Annotated in this window: 13 protein-coding genes; 3 read left to right on the top strand and 10 right to left on the bottom strand. The window is 44.0% G+C overall.

The window, feature by feature from the left end; all coding sequences use genetic code 11:
* Positions 1–19 precede the first annotated feature (19 nt).
* The 4 genes from RRG12_RS14935 to RRG12_RS14920 all read right to left on the bottom strand — a co-directional run bounded on the left by RRG12_RS14935 (position 20) and on the right by RRG12_RS14920 (position 3,318).
* Positions 20–1,408 carry a cytochrome P450 gene (locus tag RRG12_RS14935; protein WP_420759834.1) on the bottom strand — a complete coding sequence of 463 codons (1,389 nt, stop codon included), beginning with the start codon at positions 1,406–1,408 and terminating at the stop codon, positions 20–22.
* Positions 1,409–1,482: 74 nt separating this feature from the next.
* Positions 1,483–2,298, bottom strand: a complete 816-nt coding sequence (locus RRG12_RS14930; RefSeq protein WP_420759833.1) for a TIGR01548 family HAD-type hydrolase — start codon at positions 2,296–2,298, stop codon at positions 1,483–1,485.
* Positions 2,299–2,342: 44 nt separating this feature from the next.
* The gene (locus RRG12_RS14925) at positions 2,343–2,813 is read right to left on the bottom strand and encodes a DUF29 domain-containing protein (RefSeq protein ID WP_420759832.1); all 471 of its coding nucleotides are present in this window, start codon (positions 2,811–2,813) and stop codon (positions 2,343–2,345) included.
* A gap of 34 nt (positions 2,814–2,847) precedes the next feature.
* Complete coding sequence (locus RRG12_RS14920; RefSeq protein ID WP_420759831.1) at positions 2,848–3,318, bottom strand: DUF29 domain-containing protein; 471 nt, start codon at positions 3,316–3,318, stop codon at positions 2,848–2,850.
* Positions 3,319–3,519: 201 nt separating this feature from the next.
* Here RRG12_RS14920 and RRG12_RS14915 point away from each other — a divergent pair, with 201 nt between their 5' ends.
* Positions 3,520–3,819 (top strand): 30S ribosomal protein PSRP-3, encoded by a 300-nt coding sequence (locus RRG12_RS14915; protein WP_069071048.1) that lies wholly within the window; start codon positions 3,520–3,522, stop codon positions 3,817–3,819.
* 8 nt (positions 3,820–3,827) lie between these two features.
* Here the strand turns inward: RRG12_RS14915 and RRG12_RS14910 are convergent, their stop codons facing one another.
* The 5 genes from RRG12_RS14910 to RRG12_RS14890 form a co-directional block, all read right to left on the bottom strand.
* A complete protein-coding gene (locus tag RRG12_RS14910; RefSeq protein ID WP_420759830.1) occupies positions 3,828–5,591 on the bottom strand; it encodes a protein kinase domain-containing protein in 1,764 nt (587 codons plus the stop codon).
* Positions 5,592–6,067: 476 nt separating this feature from the next.
* Positions 6,068–8,224 carry an SPFH domain-containing protein gene (locus tag RRG12_RS14905; RefSeq protein ID WP_420759829.1) on the bottom strand — a complete coding sequence of 719 codons (2,157 nt, stop codon included), beginning with the start codon at positions 8,222–8,224 and terminating at the stop codon, positions 6,068–6,070.
* A 394-nt stretch (positions 8,225–8,618) separates the two neighbouring features.
* Positions 8,619–9,032 carry an ATP synthase F1 subunit epsilon gene (gene atpC / locus RRG12_RS14900; RefSeq protein ID WP_069071045.1) on the bottom strand — a complete coding sequence of 138 codons (414 nt, stop codon included), beginning with the start codon at positions 9,030–9,032 and terminating at the stop codon, positions 8,619–8,621.
* A gap of 143 nt (positions 9,033–9,175) precedes the next feature.
* Complete coding sequence (atpD, locus tag RRG12_RS14895; protein WP_069071044.1) at positions 9,176–10,624, bottom strand: F0F1 ATP synthase subunit beta; 1,449 nt, start codon at positions 10,622–10,624, stop codon at positions 9,176–9,178.
* 563 nt (positions 10,625–11,187) lie between these two features.
* Positions 11,188–11,841, bottom strand: coding sequence for a PEP-CTERM sorting domain-containing protein (locus RRG12_RS14890; RefSeq protein WP_420759828.1), 654 nt, complete (start codon positions 11,839–11,841; stop codon positions 11,188–11,190).
* Positions 11,842–12,472: 631 nt separating this feature from the next.
* Between RRG12_RS14890 and RRG12_RS14885 the strand changes: the two genes are divergently transcribed.
* The gene (locus tag RRG12_RS14885) at positions 12,473–13,297 is read left to right on the top strand and encodes a SirB1 family protein (protein WP_420759827.1); all 825 of its coding nucleotides are present in this window, start codon (positions 12,473–12,475) and stop codon (positions 13,295–13,297) included.
* A gap of 86 nt (positions 13,298–13,383) precedes the next feature.
* Here the strand turns inward: RRG12_RS14885 and RRG12_RS14880 are convergent, their stop codons facing one another.
* Positions 13,384–13,824, bottom strand: a complete 441-nt coding sequence (locus tag RRG12_RS14880) for an SRPBCC family protein (RefSeq protein ID WP_069071041.1) — start codon at positions 13,822–13,824, stop codon at positions 13,384–13,386.
* A gap of 252 nt (positions 13,825–14,076) precedes the next feature.
* Here RRG12_RS14880 and RRG12_RS14875 point away from each other — a divergent pair, with 252 nt between their 5' ends.
* Positions 14,077–15,729 carry a mechanosensitive ion channel gene (locus tag RRG12_RS14875; RefSeq protein ID WP_420759826.1) on the top strand — a complete coding sequence of 551 codons (1,653 nt, stop codon included), beginning with the start codon at positions 14,077–14,079 and terminating at the stop codon, positions 15,727–15,729.
* The last annotated feature ends 184 nt before the right edge of the window (positions 15,730–15,913 follow it).

Below are 15,913 nucleotides of genomic sequence, written 5' to 3'. Positions count from 1 at the left end.
GATCGCATTCTCAAACTTTCTAAACAAAACTAGTTTCTCGAACTACCTGATTTTGCTGGCGTTTCCCAGTCACCACCATCTTTACGCCACCTGCTGGGCTAAATAGCAAACCCTTACGTACTGGCTGCACTGGTTTGCTATCAGCCAGTTCCATCTCCCAGTGAGACAGCACTTTTGCCAACACCAGTTTCATTTCAAACAAGGCAAATGCCATTCCAATACAGCGACGGTTCCCGCCACCAAAGGGTAAATACTCATAAGGAGAAAATTGCCGTTCCAGAAAACGCTCTGGCTTAAATTGCTTCGACTCTGGATATAAATCTTCTCGATGATGGGTCAAATAAATAGAGGGAATGATCAAAGTCCCAGGTTCAAAGTTATATTCCCCAATTTGTAGCGGTGATTTAACCAATCGATTTAGTCCCGATACCGCTACTGGGTAAAGGCGTAGGGTTTCAGAACAGACAGCATTCAAATAAGGCAATCGGAAAATGGCATTTGGGTCTGGTTGTTCACCCAACTTATCTAGTTCTTGCAGCAGTTTTTCCCGCACCTGCGGCTGATGATGAATCCAGTACAGCGCCCATGATAAGGAAGTTGCTGTAGTTTCGTGACCCGCTACTAATAAGGTCATCAGTTCATCACGTAATTCCAAGTCTGTCATCGGCTCTCCTGCTTCATCACGAGCAGCCATCATCAAAGATAGAATATCAGTTCGAGATGGATCGGGTTGTGCTTTGCGCTCTTGAATCTGGGCATAGATAAGTTCATCAATTTGCTGCCGTAAACGCAAGTATTTCCCCCAAGGACTCCACGCTCCTAAATCCTGTCGCAGTGATGGGAAAAGAAGTAGAACTGTTCTTAAAATAGGGATTTTGGGATTCAGGATTGCAATCAGGAATTCGTTGAGTTTCTCGTAACGTGGCCCATCTTCCAGACCAAATACAGCCTTCAAAATTACTTGGAAAGAGATTGCTTGCATTGATGACAGAACTGCAAAGTTTTCTCCAACCTGCCACTGATTAGTTACTTGCTCAGTGATATTGCAGATTAATTCACCATAAGCTAGCATTCGTTCCCCATGTAAGGGTGGTGTCAATAGCTTTCGTTGTCGCTGATGAGGCTTTCCTTCCAGCGCCAGTAGCGATTGCCGTCCTAATAAAGGCGCTTGAATTCCTGCTGACTCACCGGAGTCTAACTGTTTTGGGTCTGTAGTAAAAATCTGCCCAATCGTTTGAGGATTGCTAATGAAAACTTGAGGAGCAACATTTTGTCCTAGCTGAAGAGTGAAGATATCACCATAACGTTTAGCACAGTCTTCGATGTATTCTAAGGGATTAGTCAGCCATTGATACATCTGTACCCAAGGGTGAGTTTGAGGGCCGTTAGGTAGTTTAAGTGCAGACATTTCTATTAATCTCCCAATGATTAAAGCAAAATTGTTATCAGCCAGTCATTCATGCACCCGTAGCTTGATTAATCTTAGAACACAGATTGGGGAGATGAACTGACCAATTTTTGAATCTGCCTTGGGGTTAATTCTTGCACATTAGGCAAAACTACTGCTGCTCCTGCTGCTATCAATGTCTCACTGTATGCATCACTACGCGCTGCTGTTTCTTGCACGTGGGGGGGTAAAACGCCTACACCAAGCCAAGTGCGAGTAGAATCTAAACTCCGTGCTTTCTCGACGGTATACATATCTGCTACCGTATCTCCTACGTATAGGATCGCTAATTTTTCCTCAATTCCATTTTCTAACTCACGAACTGTAGCGAAAAGTCCCGTAGGGTCAGGTTTCCCCGGTGCATCTTCCATCGCAATCAACACTGGAGATTCCAAACCCAGCCGTTTTTCTAAGACATAGTTCGCGGAAGCACGAGTTGCACCGCTGAAAAATCCCCAAGCAATACCCGCTTTGGTAAGTTGTTCTAAATAGCTAGGTTGCAATAACAAAGGTTCATTACAGATATACCCAGTAAAATTATTTGAGTCTGGGCCGCGGTAACGGGATTGAAAAAAAGCAACGATCGCAGTGTAATCTAGTTGCAGTTGCTCACGGCTCTGTTTTTGGGTTTCAAAGTAGCGGTAAATTAATTCCTGCGATGCTTCCCAATCGTTATTCCATACACCTTCAGACTTGAGTTGGTCAATATCCAGTGGGGTTGGACGATATGCTTGGGTAGTAAAATATTCTACGGTATCTGCGATCGCACGGCGATAAGAACCGCTAACATCGCGCACAACGCCATCAATATCGAAAATAGCGATCGCCTTTACAGAAGTTTTTTGAGTCATGGAGTAGGAAGCAAAAGAGTTTTACATCATCATAAAACGTGAGATCATGACTCAGGTAAAAAATCGGGGTTGAGAGATTGCTCTGGCGTGAAGGGAGATTTTTCGGGGAAGGTAGCGATGGCTAATCCAGTTTCAATTACAGCCAGCCGTCTAGCTGTTTGATAGCTTTCATCGAAAACCTGATCAAAGTGAGGCTTCAAACTGGGACTTTCCTTAAGTGCCTTTTGAACTCGCCTGCGGTGTTCCAAAATTGTGTACTGCCAACTTTTCGAGCGCCTTTCAGTTTGAATTTGGTATTTGAGCAGATGCATCAGCAACACTTCCAGATTGCTCTCCAATGCCCGCTTTTCACTTCTCCCCATCGTTTCAATTTCTTCAATCAGGTTGTCTAAGTCCAGTTGTGTGAATTTTTTTTGTTTGAGCAGTTCTGCCGTGGTTTGAATCCACAGGTAAAAGTCTTGCTCGTACAAATCTGAACCAGATGTTGTTTGAGATTGGGGCAGTTGGGCAGTCACGTCGCTTCGCTCCGAATTCAAAATTAAAAAGTGATTATGGCTCAGGTAAAAAATCGGGGTTGAGAGCTTGCTCTGGCGTGAAGGGAGATTTTTCTGGGAAAATAGCCAAATGCAATTCAGTTTCATCGGCAGCCAAGAGTCTAGCATCGTCATAACATAGCCCAAAAACCTCATCAAAATATGGTTTGAGGCTAGGACTTTCTTCTAGAGATTGTCTGATGCGTTTGCGATGCTCCCGAATTGTTGCTCGCCAACTACCAGAGCGCTTCTCGGCTTGATATTTATACTTCAATAGGTGCATTAGCACCACTTCCAAATTGCTTCTAAGTGCTTTCTTTTCACTCCTGCCCATTGTTTCAATTTCTTCAATCAAATTTTCCAAATCCAGTTCTGTGAGCCGACCTTGCTTGAGCAGTTCTGCGGTGGTTTGAATCCACAGGTAAAAATCTTGCTCATACAAACCTGAACCAGATGTTGTTTGAGATTGGGGCAGTTGGGCAGTCACGTCGCTTTGCTCCGAATTCAAAATTAAAAATTCAAAATTAATAATTCCCGGTCTTTGTCGGTCATAAGCCTCTCTTTTAGCGCCGACTACACCTTATGCTAGCCCAATCCAATTACTGTTTGGTCATTTGATAGAGTATTGCGTTAAAATAAGCGATCGCTATCCTAGTTAAGTAATGCCCGGAAATTCCCGGAGGTGTGATTGACCAAGTTTATTTTGAAAATTTTGTGGTTAGACGAAAACGTTGCTCTAGCAGTCGATCAAATTGTCGGCAAAGGCACCAGTCCCTTGACTAAGTACTTTTTTTGGCCCAGAAATGATGCCTGGGAAGAGTTAAAAAAGGAATTAGAGTCCAAACATTGGATTACTGATGTGGATCGTGTCGAGTTGCTTAATAAAGCAACAGAAGTGATTAACTACTGGCAAGAGGAAGGCAGAAACCGTCCAATGGCAGAAGCTCAGTTGAAATTTCCAGAAGTTGCCTTCACAGGTAGCGCCTGATATTACAACTAGCTGTTGTCCTGTTCTACAAGCTGCCACAGTTTGATAGTCTTGTCCCGGCTGCCACTTGCAATTAATTGTGTAACTTTGTTCACAGCAACAGCAGATACTGAGTCTACATGACCAGAGAGAGTAACAATCTCTTCTGCTGTGCTTACCCTCCAAAGTTTAACTGTTTTGTCGCAACTTGCACTTAGGAGCGTTTCGCCATCGGCAGTAAAAGCCACAGCCACCACAGACCAAGAATGGCCTACAAGTGTGCAAATTAGCTGACCTGTGTTTACGTCCCACAATTTAATAGTGTTATCATCACTACCCGTCGCCAAAATTTTCCCATCGGGACTAAAAGCGACTGTCAAAACCGCCCATGCATGACCCGAAAGGGTGCTTAACAAGCTATAGCATGGGCGGTTTTGAAGTTCTTTGTGGGAACCTGCTAATGCAGATATCTGCCACAGGCGAATTGTTCTGTCATAACTAGCGCTGGCTAAAAGCTGTCCTTGGGGACTAAATGCTACTGAATTTACCTGTAATTGGTGTCCAGTTATGGTGCAAATTTCTGTGCCAGTATTGACATCCCAGAGTTTGATTGTCTTATCCCAGCTACCACTAGCGAGAATCTGCCCATCTGGACTGAAAGCAACTGATTTGACAGCGTGTGAGTGTCCCAATAAGGTGCAGATTTCCTCTAATGTTTCAACCTGCCACAATTTGATCGTTTTATCGTCGCTAGCAGTTGCCAGAATTTTCCCATCAGGACTGAAGGTAACTGATTTTACGGCTTGGGAATGTCCTGATAAGTTAGCTAGGACTTTTTTAGTATTTAAATCCCACAATTTGATGTTTTTGTCATCGCTAGCACTGGCTAAAGTGTAACAGTCGGGACTGATGGCAAGGGCATTCACACTACTCAATGTCCCAGAATGCCCCGTTAAGGTATGCAAGCATCGCCAAGGAGGATTTGGAAATTTCAAATTTTGAGTTTTATATTCGACCCCCATTGCTTGCAAAACTTCATCAGCCGATTGAAAGCGCTGGTTAAGAGCATTTTGCAGCAGCTTGTCAAGGATTTGCGCCAAGCGATTGCTTATTCCACTTGTAAGATAATCTCGCCAAACCCAGCAATCATTGGCAATATCAAATAAATCAAAGGGAGGAATCTGGGTAAGTAAGTAAATACAAGTTACACCCAAGCTATATAAGTCACTAGCAAAAACCGCTTTTCCCCTTGTTTGTTCTGGTGCAGCGTATTCTGGACTGCCGATACTGGTTTCGGATGTTAGCCGATCAATTTCTGTGACGATTTTAGCACTGCGAAAATCGACTATGAAAAAGTTTCCCTTCTTGGTAATTGGGGATCTACGGATGATATTTTGGGGTTTAATATCGCGGTGGATGATATGGCGATCGCTAATAAGTTGCAAAACTGGCAACACATCTTCTAAAAGTTGCCAAATTTGAGTTTCATTAAAAGCGCCTTCCTCTTCAACCACCTGAGCTAAATTAGTACCTGTAATAAACTCCTGCACTAAATAAAAATGCCCTTTCTGTTGAAAATAAGCCAATAAAGCGGGAATTTGCGGGTGCTTTCCTAATTCTTCTAGCTGTTGCGCCTTTTGCTGAAAAGTTTCAAATGTTTCGTATTCCAGCGATAATTCTTGAACAACGCAAGGAACTGGCGGAAACTGACCTTCATCAACAGCAAGGAAAGTTTTACAGAATCCTCTTTTACCAATCTGCTTGAGTAAACGATAACGTTCTTGTAAAAGCAAAATTTATCCGTCAGAGTTACAGGCAGCCAGAGCGAATAGAATTCGCGGCTATACAAACTAACTAATACCATTTCACTTTAATAATGATACAAATACGTGGGTAGGGGTTTAGCACTGCGAAACCCCTACGAAAAATCTATATGTATCAAGATTTTCGTGAAATGATATTAGTCCGCAGAGGCGGACTAAGGAAAATTGAGGGTTTGAAACCCACGGAGGTGGATTTTGCTTGTATAGACGCAGTTTATCAAAAAAGTAAAGGTTCAAAACCGTACTTTGTCCCGCTACGCTAACGTCCGTTGTGGGCGAAAAAATCCTTGTATCTCAAGGTAGGGAAAAACCCCACCCCTAGTGTCGGGCTGAGTTTAATTGCGTTAGCGGAGCGGGGCGTTAGCAAGAGTGCGAATTGCGTTAGCGCAGCGTTAGCGAGTCTTCGAGCGTCATTGCGAATTGGATTTATAACCGCCCTTTTAACGTTAAGTTGACTTATCCGCCGGAAAATTCACAACTATCGGTGGAATACCGTTTTCTGTGGTTGGTTGTGCTTTGTTAACTACTGGTTGTGGATGCAAAGGTGTTGGTGTCAATTCCCCCTTACCAGTTTGATTCCATAAAATCATGGATAGTAACCCATCCACTAAGCCGTTATTGCTACCGTTGCTGCCAACTAAGACATCTGGTATCAAGCGGACATGGCGATCGCCGATAATCTGCATCAGTTGCATTGCTGTATAACCTTGTGGCCCCAAGGCTTCCACACCAGCGCGGTAAGTTTCGGCTTTGGCGTTACCTGTAGCACGAATACCTTCAGCCTCAGCAATTGTCCGGAGTTTTGTCCCCTCGGCTTCACCATTTGCCTCTTTGATTTGGGCTTGGGCTTTTAGATCGGCAATATGTACACTCTGCTCCGATTTCACCATTTCTTGCTGGATATTAGCCAGTGCCGTTTCCCGAACAAGTTGCTGCCGTTGGGTTTGCGCCATCTGCTGGACTTCATAAGTCTTGCGTTCTTCTTCGGCAATTTTCCGGTCTGTCTGTGTCTGCATTAACGACGCTGGTGGCTGAATATCACCAATGAGGGTGTCGATCGCTTGCACGTCATAAGCCCGCAATGCTGTTTTAATATACTCAGCAGCCTCAGTTTGTCGTTCACTTCGAGCAGTCAGAAAGTCTAGTACAGTACAGTTTTGGGCTGAGTTGCGGAAATAATTACCGATAGTTGGTTCCAATACATGGTCTACCAGATTTTGCATTGCACCAACGCGAGAAATTACCTTCGGCGCATCTAAAGCACCCACATGGATAATTTGCGCTACTTCTAAATCAAAAGCAAACCCATCACGCGATCGCACTGTCAAGGAAGCTAGTTGAGCATCATAGCTGTGACGTTCTGTGCGACCTGACCAGTTTAAGACAATGTTGGTCGTTGGTACTAGTTCCATCTTCATGATCCGGGAATTAATCGGGTGCTTACCAGGATATAGCGGTTCGACCCATACGCCCTTATGTCCCTGATTAACCAAGTTACCGTGGGTGAAAGCTGCACCGCTGACATCTTGATGTGCCTTACCCACGAAAGAAATTACCACACCCACATACCCAATGGGAATTTCCGTCATCGGCACTTGTTCAACCTGGACAAACCAAGGGTTCAAGTTCCAAGAACCAGAAAGCAACGTTTGCTCTTGTAAGCCTCTCCGCCCACCGCCATTAATAAATTTCTGACCATTTTGGAAGTTGTCGTGTCCGTCAATTGTGGGGCCTGCGAGTTCACCAGCAGAAATTGGCAAACCATCTAAGGTAGTGACAATGCCAACTTTGTCCGATGCCAGACTGTACACCCGCAACTGTTCTGGAGTCATGCCATGAGCGCTGGCATTTGATGCCATGATGACTTTAAATAGGGCAGTGTTGATCCGGTACGTACCTGCGGTGAGAAAACCCATTTGTCGCCCTTTTTCCCCGCCTTCGGTGAGGAATTTTCGAGCATCTTGAAAGTTGTCACAACTGACGATTTTACCCAAAATCCGCTCTGGGGGGTTGGATGCGCCATCTGCTGCCACAATCAAAGCGATTTCCCCTTGGGGAACGACAATTACCGTCTCTTTCTTTACAGAATACTGCCAAGGCCAATAGCCCCAGTGCCAACCAGGAGCTAAAGTATCTGCCTGTAAGCCCGCTTCCCCGTTGAGGGCAATCAAACTGCCGGCGGGGAGTCCACGCCCGGAAAGGGTAAATTTCCTAACTACAATGCCTACTTCGCGTTCACCAATGACTACAAGTCCGCCAAAGAACAGGGGGACGAATATGACGAAACCCCCGACGAGTAGGATGGGAACCGTTACAAAAGGATCAATTCCAGCAGCTTGATATTGAGTCCTGCTAGTTTGTAATTGGGCAATATTTGGTTTGGTCTGATTTAGCTGGACAGTTGCCGAAGTAATTTCTTTTGCAGTAGATATTTTTACGGTAGTAGCATTAGTAGAATGAATACTACTAGCGTTCGTCATTCGCGTAGCGTCTCGTAGAGAAGACGTTGGCGCAGCCATCGCTAATGTTGCTACGATAGATGCTGCAAAAAGAGCTACCTTATTTTGTTTACGAGTACCAAGCAAAGATGAAAAGCTTTTCATAATTTGTGCCCATTTGGGCAACTAATTAGTTAAGTTAACACTTCACCAAGGCTGGCCTCGATTTCTTAAACTTGACGTAATTTTTTTAAAAGTTTAGGACTTACGCACTGTACAACTTAATCATGGTATGCATATACGAAAATGGGTCGTTTCAGCCTTTTATTAATCGTTCTTCGATGGTCATCTGTAGGGGTTTAGCAATGCTAAACCCCTACGACAGACGTGCTTTTTCAAAGAACCCATATTTGGTATTTTCTGTCAATGCGTAAGTCCTAAAGTTAATAGATCAGGAGTCAGAATTCAGAATTCTGACTTCTGAATTCTGAGTTCTCTTTAATAAATATTTTGTAGGTTGGGCAATATCCAACCTACAAAGTGGAAATATAAAGTTAAATTAGACCAAACCGCCAGCTGCTTGAAACCGAGCGCGGGCACGTTTGAAGGCTTGGTTTGCCTGGATTTGGGCTTGGCGATCGTCTCCTGCAACTTGATTCAGACGCGCTTCTGCTTGGTTGTAAGCAGTACGGGCTTCATCAAGGTTAATTTTGTCGCCACGTTCAGCGCCATTAACCAGAATTGTCACTTCATTTTCTTCGACTTCGGCAAAACCGCCCAAAAGAGCGATCGCTTGCCAATTCTGATTTTTAGCGGCGCGGACTCGCATTACACCAGTATCCAGGGCGGTCAAAAGTGGTGCGTGTCCAGTTAAAATGCCTAGTTGACCAGTAGTGCTAGGCAAAACTACTTCTTCAGCGGGGGCATCCCATACTGTTTTGTCTGGGGAAATTACACGAACGGTTAATGTCATTTGTCTTTTGTCCTTTGTCTGTTGTCTTTTGTCCTTTGTCTTTTGTCTTTTGTCATTTGTAATTGCCATTAGTCATTAGCACTTGAACTAATGACTAATGACTAATGACCAATGACCAATGACCAATGACCAACGACTAATGACTAACCTTTGATTTTTGCAGCTTTAGCGATCGCTTCGTTGATGTCACCAACCAAGTAGAAAGCCTGTTCTGGCAGATCATCCAACTCACCAGACAGAATCTTTTGGAACCCTTTGATGGTGTCTTCCAACTTCACGTACTTACCAGGAGAACCGGTGAATACTTCTGCGACAAAGAATGGCTGAGACAAGAAACGCTCAACTTTCCGGGCCCGCGCTACGATGAGACGGTCATCTTCAGACAATTCATCTAGACCAAGAATGGCGATAATGTCTTGGAGTTCTTTATAACGTTGCAGAGTTGATTGCACCGCCCGCGCAGTATTGTAGTGTTCGTCACCTACAATGTTGGGCTGGAGCATGGTGGAAGTTGAATTGAGCGGGTCAACTGCGGGATAAATTCCCTTAGCTGCCAAACCGCGAGACAGTACTGTTGTACCGTCCAAGTGGGCGAAGGTGGTAGCAGGTGCGGGGTCGGTGAGGTCATCCGCAGGTACGTACACTGCCTGAATGGAGGTAATAGAACCCTCTGTAGTTGAGGTAATCCGCTCTTGCAGTTCACCCACGTCAGTTCCCAATGTGGGCTGATATCCTACCGCTGAAGGCATCCGACCCAGTAGCGCCGATACTTCCGAACCTGCTTGTACAAACCGGAAAATGTTGTCAATAAACAACAGCACGTCCTGCTTGTTCACATCGCGGAAGTACTCTGCTACTGTCAATCCCGAAAGACCAACCCGCATTCTGGCTCCGGGTGGCTCGTTCATTTGACCGTAAACTAGAGCAATTTTTGATTCGTTGAGGTTGTCATTGTTGATAACCCCAGACTCAATCATTTCGTTGTAAAGGTCATTACCTTCACGGGTGCGCTCACCCACGCCAGCAAAAACGGATACTCCACCGTGCTGGGTAGCGATGTTGTTGATCAACTCCATCATGATCACGGTCTTACCAACACCAGCCCCGCCGAATAGACCAATCTTACCGCCGCGTCGATAGGGAGTCAGAAGGTCAACAACTTTAATCCCAGTCTCAAACACCGAAGGTTTGGTTTCCAGGTCAGTAAATTTGGGAGCAGAACGGTGGATGGGTAGAGTCGCCTCAGCATTTACTGGGCCTCTGTTGTCCACAGGTTCGCCAAGGACGTTGAAAATTCGACCCAAGGTGGCTTTACCAACTGGTACGGTAATGGGAGCGCCTGTATCGGTGACTTCAAAACCGCGCACTAAGCCTTCGGTGGAACTCATCGCAACAGTTCTCACCTGGTTGTCGCCCAGCAATTGCTGTACTTCAACGGTGATGTTGATTTCCTGTCCAGCTTCGTTGGTGCCTTTGATTTTCAAAGCGTTGTAGATTTGTGGCAATTTCCCGCCGGGAAATTTAACGTCTACAACTGGGCCAATGATTTGGGTAATGTAGCCAATGTTTGTTTTTTCTGCGGTTGTGACCATGCTGCGCCTAATGAGTGAAGCTAGATTTCAGATAAGGTCGTAGAAGACATTAAGAATAAGGAATGTCACCTTTCACTCTAGCACCGGACGGGGACATAACTCTCTTAGTAATTCCTTAAAAAGGAGTTTGGCGGCTGTGGTTGTAGTCCTCATCCTGGACTTGATCCCTAATCTCATTTTTCAGATGCGATCGCCATAGCTATAAGACTTTGTAGCGAAAAATGCCGCTCTGTTAAATTCCCGATTTGCACAGGAGTCAGGAATCAAGAGTCAGAATTCATTGAAAGCGACGGGAAACTCCATCCTGCAAGTGGCGTGGAGAGGGATGTCGCCCCGTCGCTTGGGGCACTGGGCATGGGCCAAACAGGTAACATCTTCCCTATACCCTATGCCCGATTCCCCATGCCCAAAAACTCCATCCCGTAAGTGGCGTAGAGTTTTTCATTTGAGTATTCTGACCGAAAAAGCGGATATCTTCTCTGTAAAAGCTATGTATTATTACGTAGAAAATAGCAAGATAGTCTCATAGAGAGCATCCAGATTGCTGAATTCTGTATTCTTCTTCAAGCTTTAGTAGCCGCATTCTGTGGCTGTTTACGCTTCACAAAAGAAGTAGCACTAAAAGCTCCTAATGCGAAGAAACCCAACATGGAAGTTGGTTCGGGAACAGATTGACTACTAAATGTAAAATTATCTACTGTATAAGTATTTCCACTATCTTGAAATGTGATATATGAAATATCTGGAGCAGTAAGAGATAGAAATATATTAGGCAATAAACCTGTGCCGGCATCTTGAAAGTTAGCCCCACCCGTTGATACTGCACCTAAAATAGAATTATCAGAAGCATAAGCTGTCAAAGTAACATTTGTAGTTCCAGTTACAAAACCACCCACAGATGACCAAAGCGAATTTACAGCATCAACACGGATAATCCCATTACCAAGAGAAGGATTATCATAAATTAAGTTATTCGCAGAGACGGGTGGAAACAAAGAATTTAAGCTTGAACCTAATTGGAGAATTGATGCTGTACCGTTAAAGTCTACACCTTGATTCAGGAATTGGTTATCAACAATCTCAAGATCCAACAAGCTATCAAAGTCAATCACAGTGTCTACTGCTTGTGCCTTTCCTAATCCTAGTGTCGCCAGAGTGAGACAAGTTACTCCAGCAGTAGCTAGGTATAACTTTTTCATAACGGTGGATATTGTCATAAAACAAATGTCCTTAAGTATTGAGGATGTTAAGAGTAAAATTGCTATACATTACCAGTTGACAGAAACTTGCCAGCGAAATTAGGCAAAAATCTCCCACTGATTCAGCCTTTGGCAGCGATCGCACACACAAGCAGTAATTGCTATGACATTGACATAGCATTAGCTTGATTTCAGCCACATATATAACCATTGTTATTATTGTTAAACTGAATTTAAAAAACAAGTATTATTACTGATATTCACTAAAAATTTACACGAATAATTTATTGTTTTCTAAAATAGAAAAACTGTCAAAAACATGGTGTATAAGGTTTTTATAGCGATTATTTGCTATTGCTCAATTAATAACTATATAAAAATTGTATAAATTTATAGGATTTCACGTGTAAAAATACATGCTTACGCTAAGTAATATGCTATACAAACTGAGCACTTTTCATCTGAGTGCAGCCCGTCCTAAAAGTTAGTTGGCAATAGGTACATATCCAGCTATCTACAAACGACATTTCCAAAACCTCTGAATATCCATAAGATAAAGATAGATCCAAAAAACTGTTTTTAGCCAAGCCGTTATGCCTGAGTTAGGCGTAGCTGCGGTCATCCTCACACTTCCACCGAGCAACAGCTTATGAATTTCTCGTCAGCACGACAATATTTTTACCAGGAGATTCAGCAGTCTGACGAGGACATTGACTTAGCAAAAGCAGCTTTGTATATTGCACAAGAAGAATATCCCAAGCTAGACCAAGAAGAATACCTCAATGCCCTTGATACAATGGCATGGGAGTTACAAGAACGCCTACCTGATTCACGATATCCTCTGCGGATAGTTCAAAGTATTAATCAATATCTTTACGAGGATTTAAAGTTTTCTGGTAATAAAATTGACTATTACGACCCGCGCAACAGCTTTTTGAATGATGTAATTGACCGCCGACTGGGAATTCCCATTACCTTAGCGCTAGTTTACCTAGAGGTTGCTCGACGGATTGATTTTCCGATGGTGGGTGTGGGAATGCCAGGACATTTCCTCATTCGCCCAGATATTCCAGATATAGAGATTTTCGTCGATGCTTTCAATGGCGGTGAAATAATATTTGCCCAAGATTGCGAAGAACGGCTATCTCAACTTTATCAGCAGCCGGTGACGCTACAACCAGAATTTTTAGCCGTAGTCAGTAATCGGCAATTTTTGGCAAGGATGCTGACAAATTTAAAATTTATTTACCTCAAACAGCAAGAGTTAGAAAAAACACTGGCAGCGGTTGAACGAATTTTATTGTTGTTTCCTGGTTTAACTTTAGAATTGCGCGATCGCGGTTTGATCTACTATCAACTAGGTTACTACCCCCAAGCCGTAGACGACTTACAAAATTATTTAGCAAAAGTTCCCGATGCCGAGGATGCATCTGTGATTCGGCGGCTACTTACCGAGTTGGGTAAAGATGGGTAGGGAGGGGGGAGTGGCGAGGAGGGGGAGTAGGGGGAGTAGGGGGAGAAATAAGAACCAATGCCCAATGCCCAATGCCCAATGCCCAATTACGAATTTTCTGCGACTCGTTTGAGGCGGCGCAACTGGGCTTGCATATCTGCTTTTGTCCAAGATGCGGCAAAGGTGTTAAAACCCCAACTTACTAATGGGTTAGGGATATCGTACTCAAAGCGATTGAGTAGGAGCGTTCCCTTTTCTGTGGGTTGACATTCCCAGCGATCGCGTCCTTGAAAAAATCCCTGAAATTCCCAGACTACTAAACCCGGTTGTCGTTCGACAACTACGCTATTCAAGGTGGGTTTTAGTAGAGGAATTTGAATGATAAAACGACTTTCACTGCCGATATCCGTACTCCAAGCTTCGCCCACAGGTTCGCAACGCAAGACGGGGTTGAGCCAACGGTGCATGAGGGTTAAATCACTAATACAGCGCTCCACCACCGTAGCTGTAGCATTAATTTGAATCGATTGTTCCAAAACTTGGGACATTCTACTTTTTTATGCTGTTGCTCCACTTAGAATAACCCAAAATCAAGCACTTTCAGCATATTAATTGAGTATTGAGCATTTATCCAAATCATAAATAAAATGAGTTTACAGGTAATTTGCTGGTAAATTGATAGGCAAAACACTAGTAAACTTACTGGGGTGCAACATTATTCATTCAAACACCCTCTAGGCATCTCATAAGTATCTCCAGTGTTTTTGGTAAACACCTAAAAACCTTAATACCGGAAAACCATGAACACAACTTGGCAGGGAATAACCCAGTTGATAGATATTGGTTTATCGATGAGGGGACAGCAATTTTTGGCACAGTCGCCCAGCCTACAACCGGTGCAACCAGCAGTGAATCAAGGAATCGCTGATGTGCAAGGTATTGTTCAGCAGTTGATTCTGTTTACACCCCGTCTACTGGGGGCGGTAGCAATTTTACTAGTAGGTTGGCTAATTGCTGCGATCGCAGCAGCGGTGACGCGAGGAATCCTCAATCGGACAAACATAGATAACCGTATTGCCTCTGGGATAACGGGTCGTCAAGATGTTCCACAGGTGGAGAAAATCATCTCCACTTTAGTTTTTTGGAGCATTATCCTGTTGACGGCGGTAGCTGTTTTACAGACATTGGATCTGGAGATAGCTTCTCGACCCCTGAATAATTTTCTCAATCAACTTATTGGCTTTTTGCCAAAGTTGGTTGGTGCGGGAATCCTTTTGGGAGCCGCCTGGTTTTTAGCGACCATTGTGAAGATTATCACTGTCCGTTCATTACAGGCATTCAATCTGGATGAGCGTTTGAATCCAGAACCAGAAGACAGGACACCCAGCCTTAATCAGCTGTCTCTAAGTGAGACAATTGGCAATGCTCTGTATTGGTTTATATTTTTACTGTTTCTCGCACCAGTTTTAGATACTCTCGGACTCAGGGAGGCTCTACAACCAGTACAAGCTCTAATTACAGAAGTTCTGCTAATTCTGCCGAACATTTTAGCGGCAATATTAATTGCTGTAGTTGGCTGGTTCATAGCTAATGTGGTAAGGCGGATTGTGACGAACTTGTTGGCGACAACTGGGATCGATCATTTAGGTAGTCGGTTGGGATTATCTGCGTCTGCGGGAGTGCAGCCTCTATCGAATATTCTCGGCACAGTTGTCTATGTTTTGATTTTGATTCCTGTGGCGATCGCAGCTCTCAATGCTTTGGGAATTGCTGCGATATCCGTACCCGCGATCGCAATGCTGCAACAGGTTCTCAATGCCCTACCTGCCATCTTCACAGCCATCGCAATTTGGATTGTTGCCTATTTTGTCGGGCGATTTGTCGCGGATTTGGTGACAAGTATCCTCACTAATTTAGGCTTTAATAACATTTTCACGATTTTGGGTCTGACAACACCCACAAGACGAATCGTCATTTCAACAGAACCAACAGTTGAACCTACTCCAACTCGCACTCCATCGGAAATAGCAGGTATTGTTGCCTTAGTGGGTATCATGCTGTTTGCAACGGTTGCGGCGGTGAATATCTTGAATATTCCAGCCCTGACAGCATTAGTGTCTGGAATTGTGATTATATTCGGGCGGATTTTGGCAGGATTGGTGATCTTTGCCATTGGTTTATTTCTGGCAAATCTGGCTTTTAACATCATTACCAGTTCTGGCGATCGTCAGGCACAAATTTTAGGTCAAGTGGCGCGGATTGCCATCATTACCTTAGTCTCTGCAATGGCACTGCAACAGATTGGAGTTGCCAGTGATATTGTGAATTTAGCCTTTGGACTTTTACTCGGTGCGATCGCAGTTGCGATCGCCCTAGCTTTTGGTCTAGGAGGGCGCGATATTGCACGAGAGCAAGTTCAAGAATGGCTAAACTCTTTCAAAGGTAGAAACTAAAAATTGATGAAGGCGCAACTTCATCTGTAAATCTCGGAAAGTGCAGCCGTAAGCATCAATAATAGTGCAGAACATCTATCGGCAATTTTAACTATAGCGGGAGGCAGGAGGCAGGAGGCAGGAGGCAGAAGGTAAAAGTATTACTATTCCTAGCCTTGGGTTTTCAAAATGTCCTAACCTATGT

This window comes from Nostoc sp. CALU 546 (assembly GCF_048836525.1).
The sequence above is the reverse complement of the archived record's forward strand: the minus strand, read 5'-3'. Positions and strand labels throughout refer to the sequence as shown.

Bases quoted from the DNA above. Each gene is read 5' to 3' on its own strand.
- RRG12_RS14930 (WP_420759833.1), bottom strand. From the start codon at position 2,298: ATGACTCAAAAAACTTCTGTAAAGGCGATCGCTATTTTCGATATTGAT.
- RRG12_RS14875 (WP_420759826.1), top strand. From the start codon at position 14,077: ATGAACACAACTTGGCAGGGAATAACCCAGTTGATAGATATTGGTTTA.
- atpD (WP_069071044.1), bottom strand. From the start codon at position 10,624: ATGGTCACAACCGCAGAAAAAACAAACATTGGCTACATTACCCAAATC.
- atpC (WP_069071045.1), bottom strand. From the start codon at position 9,032: ATGACATTAACCGTTCGTGTAATTTCCCCAGACAAAACAGTATGGGAT.
- RRG12_RS14935 (WP_420759834.1), bottom strand. From the start codon at position 1,408: ATGTCTGCACTTAAACTACCTAACGGCCCTCAAACTCACCCTTGGGTA.
- RRG12_RS14905 (WP_420759829.1), bottom strand. From the start codon at position 8,224: ATGAAAAGCTTTTCATCTTTGCTTGGTACTCGTAAACAAAATAAGGTA.
- RRG12_RS14890 (WP_420759828.1), bottom strand. From the start codon at position 11,841: ATGACAATATCCACCGTTATGAAAAAGTTATACCTAGCTACTGCTGGA.
- RRG12_RS14880 (WP_069071041.1), bottom strand. From the start codon at position 13,824: ATGTCCCAAGTTTTGGAACAATCGATTCAAATTAATGCTACAGCTACG.
- RRG12_RS14885 (WP_420759827.1), top strand. From the start codon at position 12,473: ATGAATTTCTCGTCAGCACGACAATATTTTTACCAGGAGATTCAGCAG.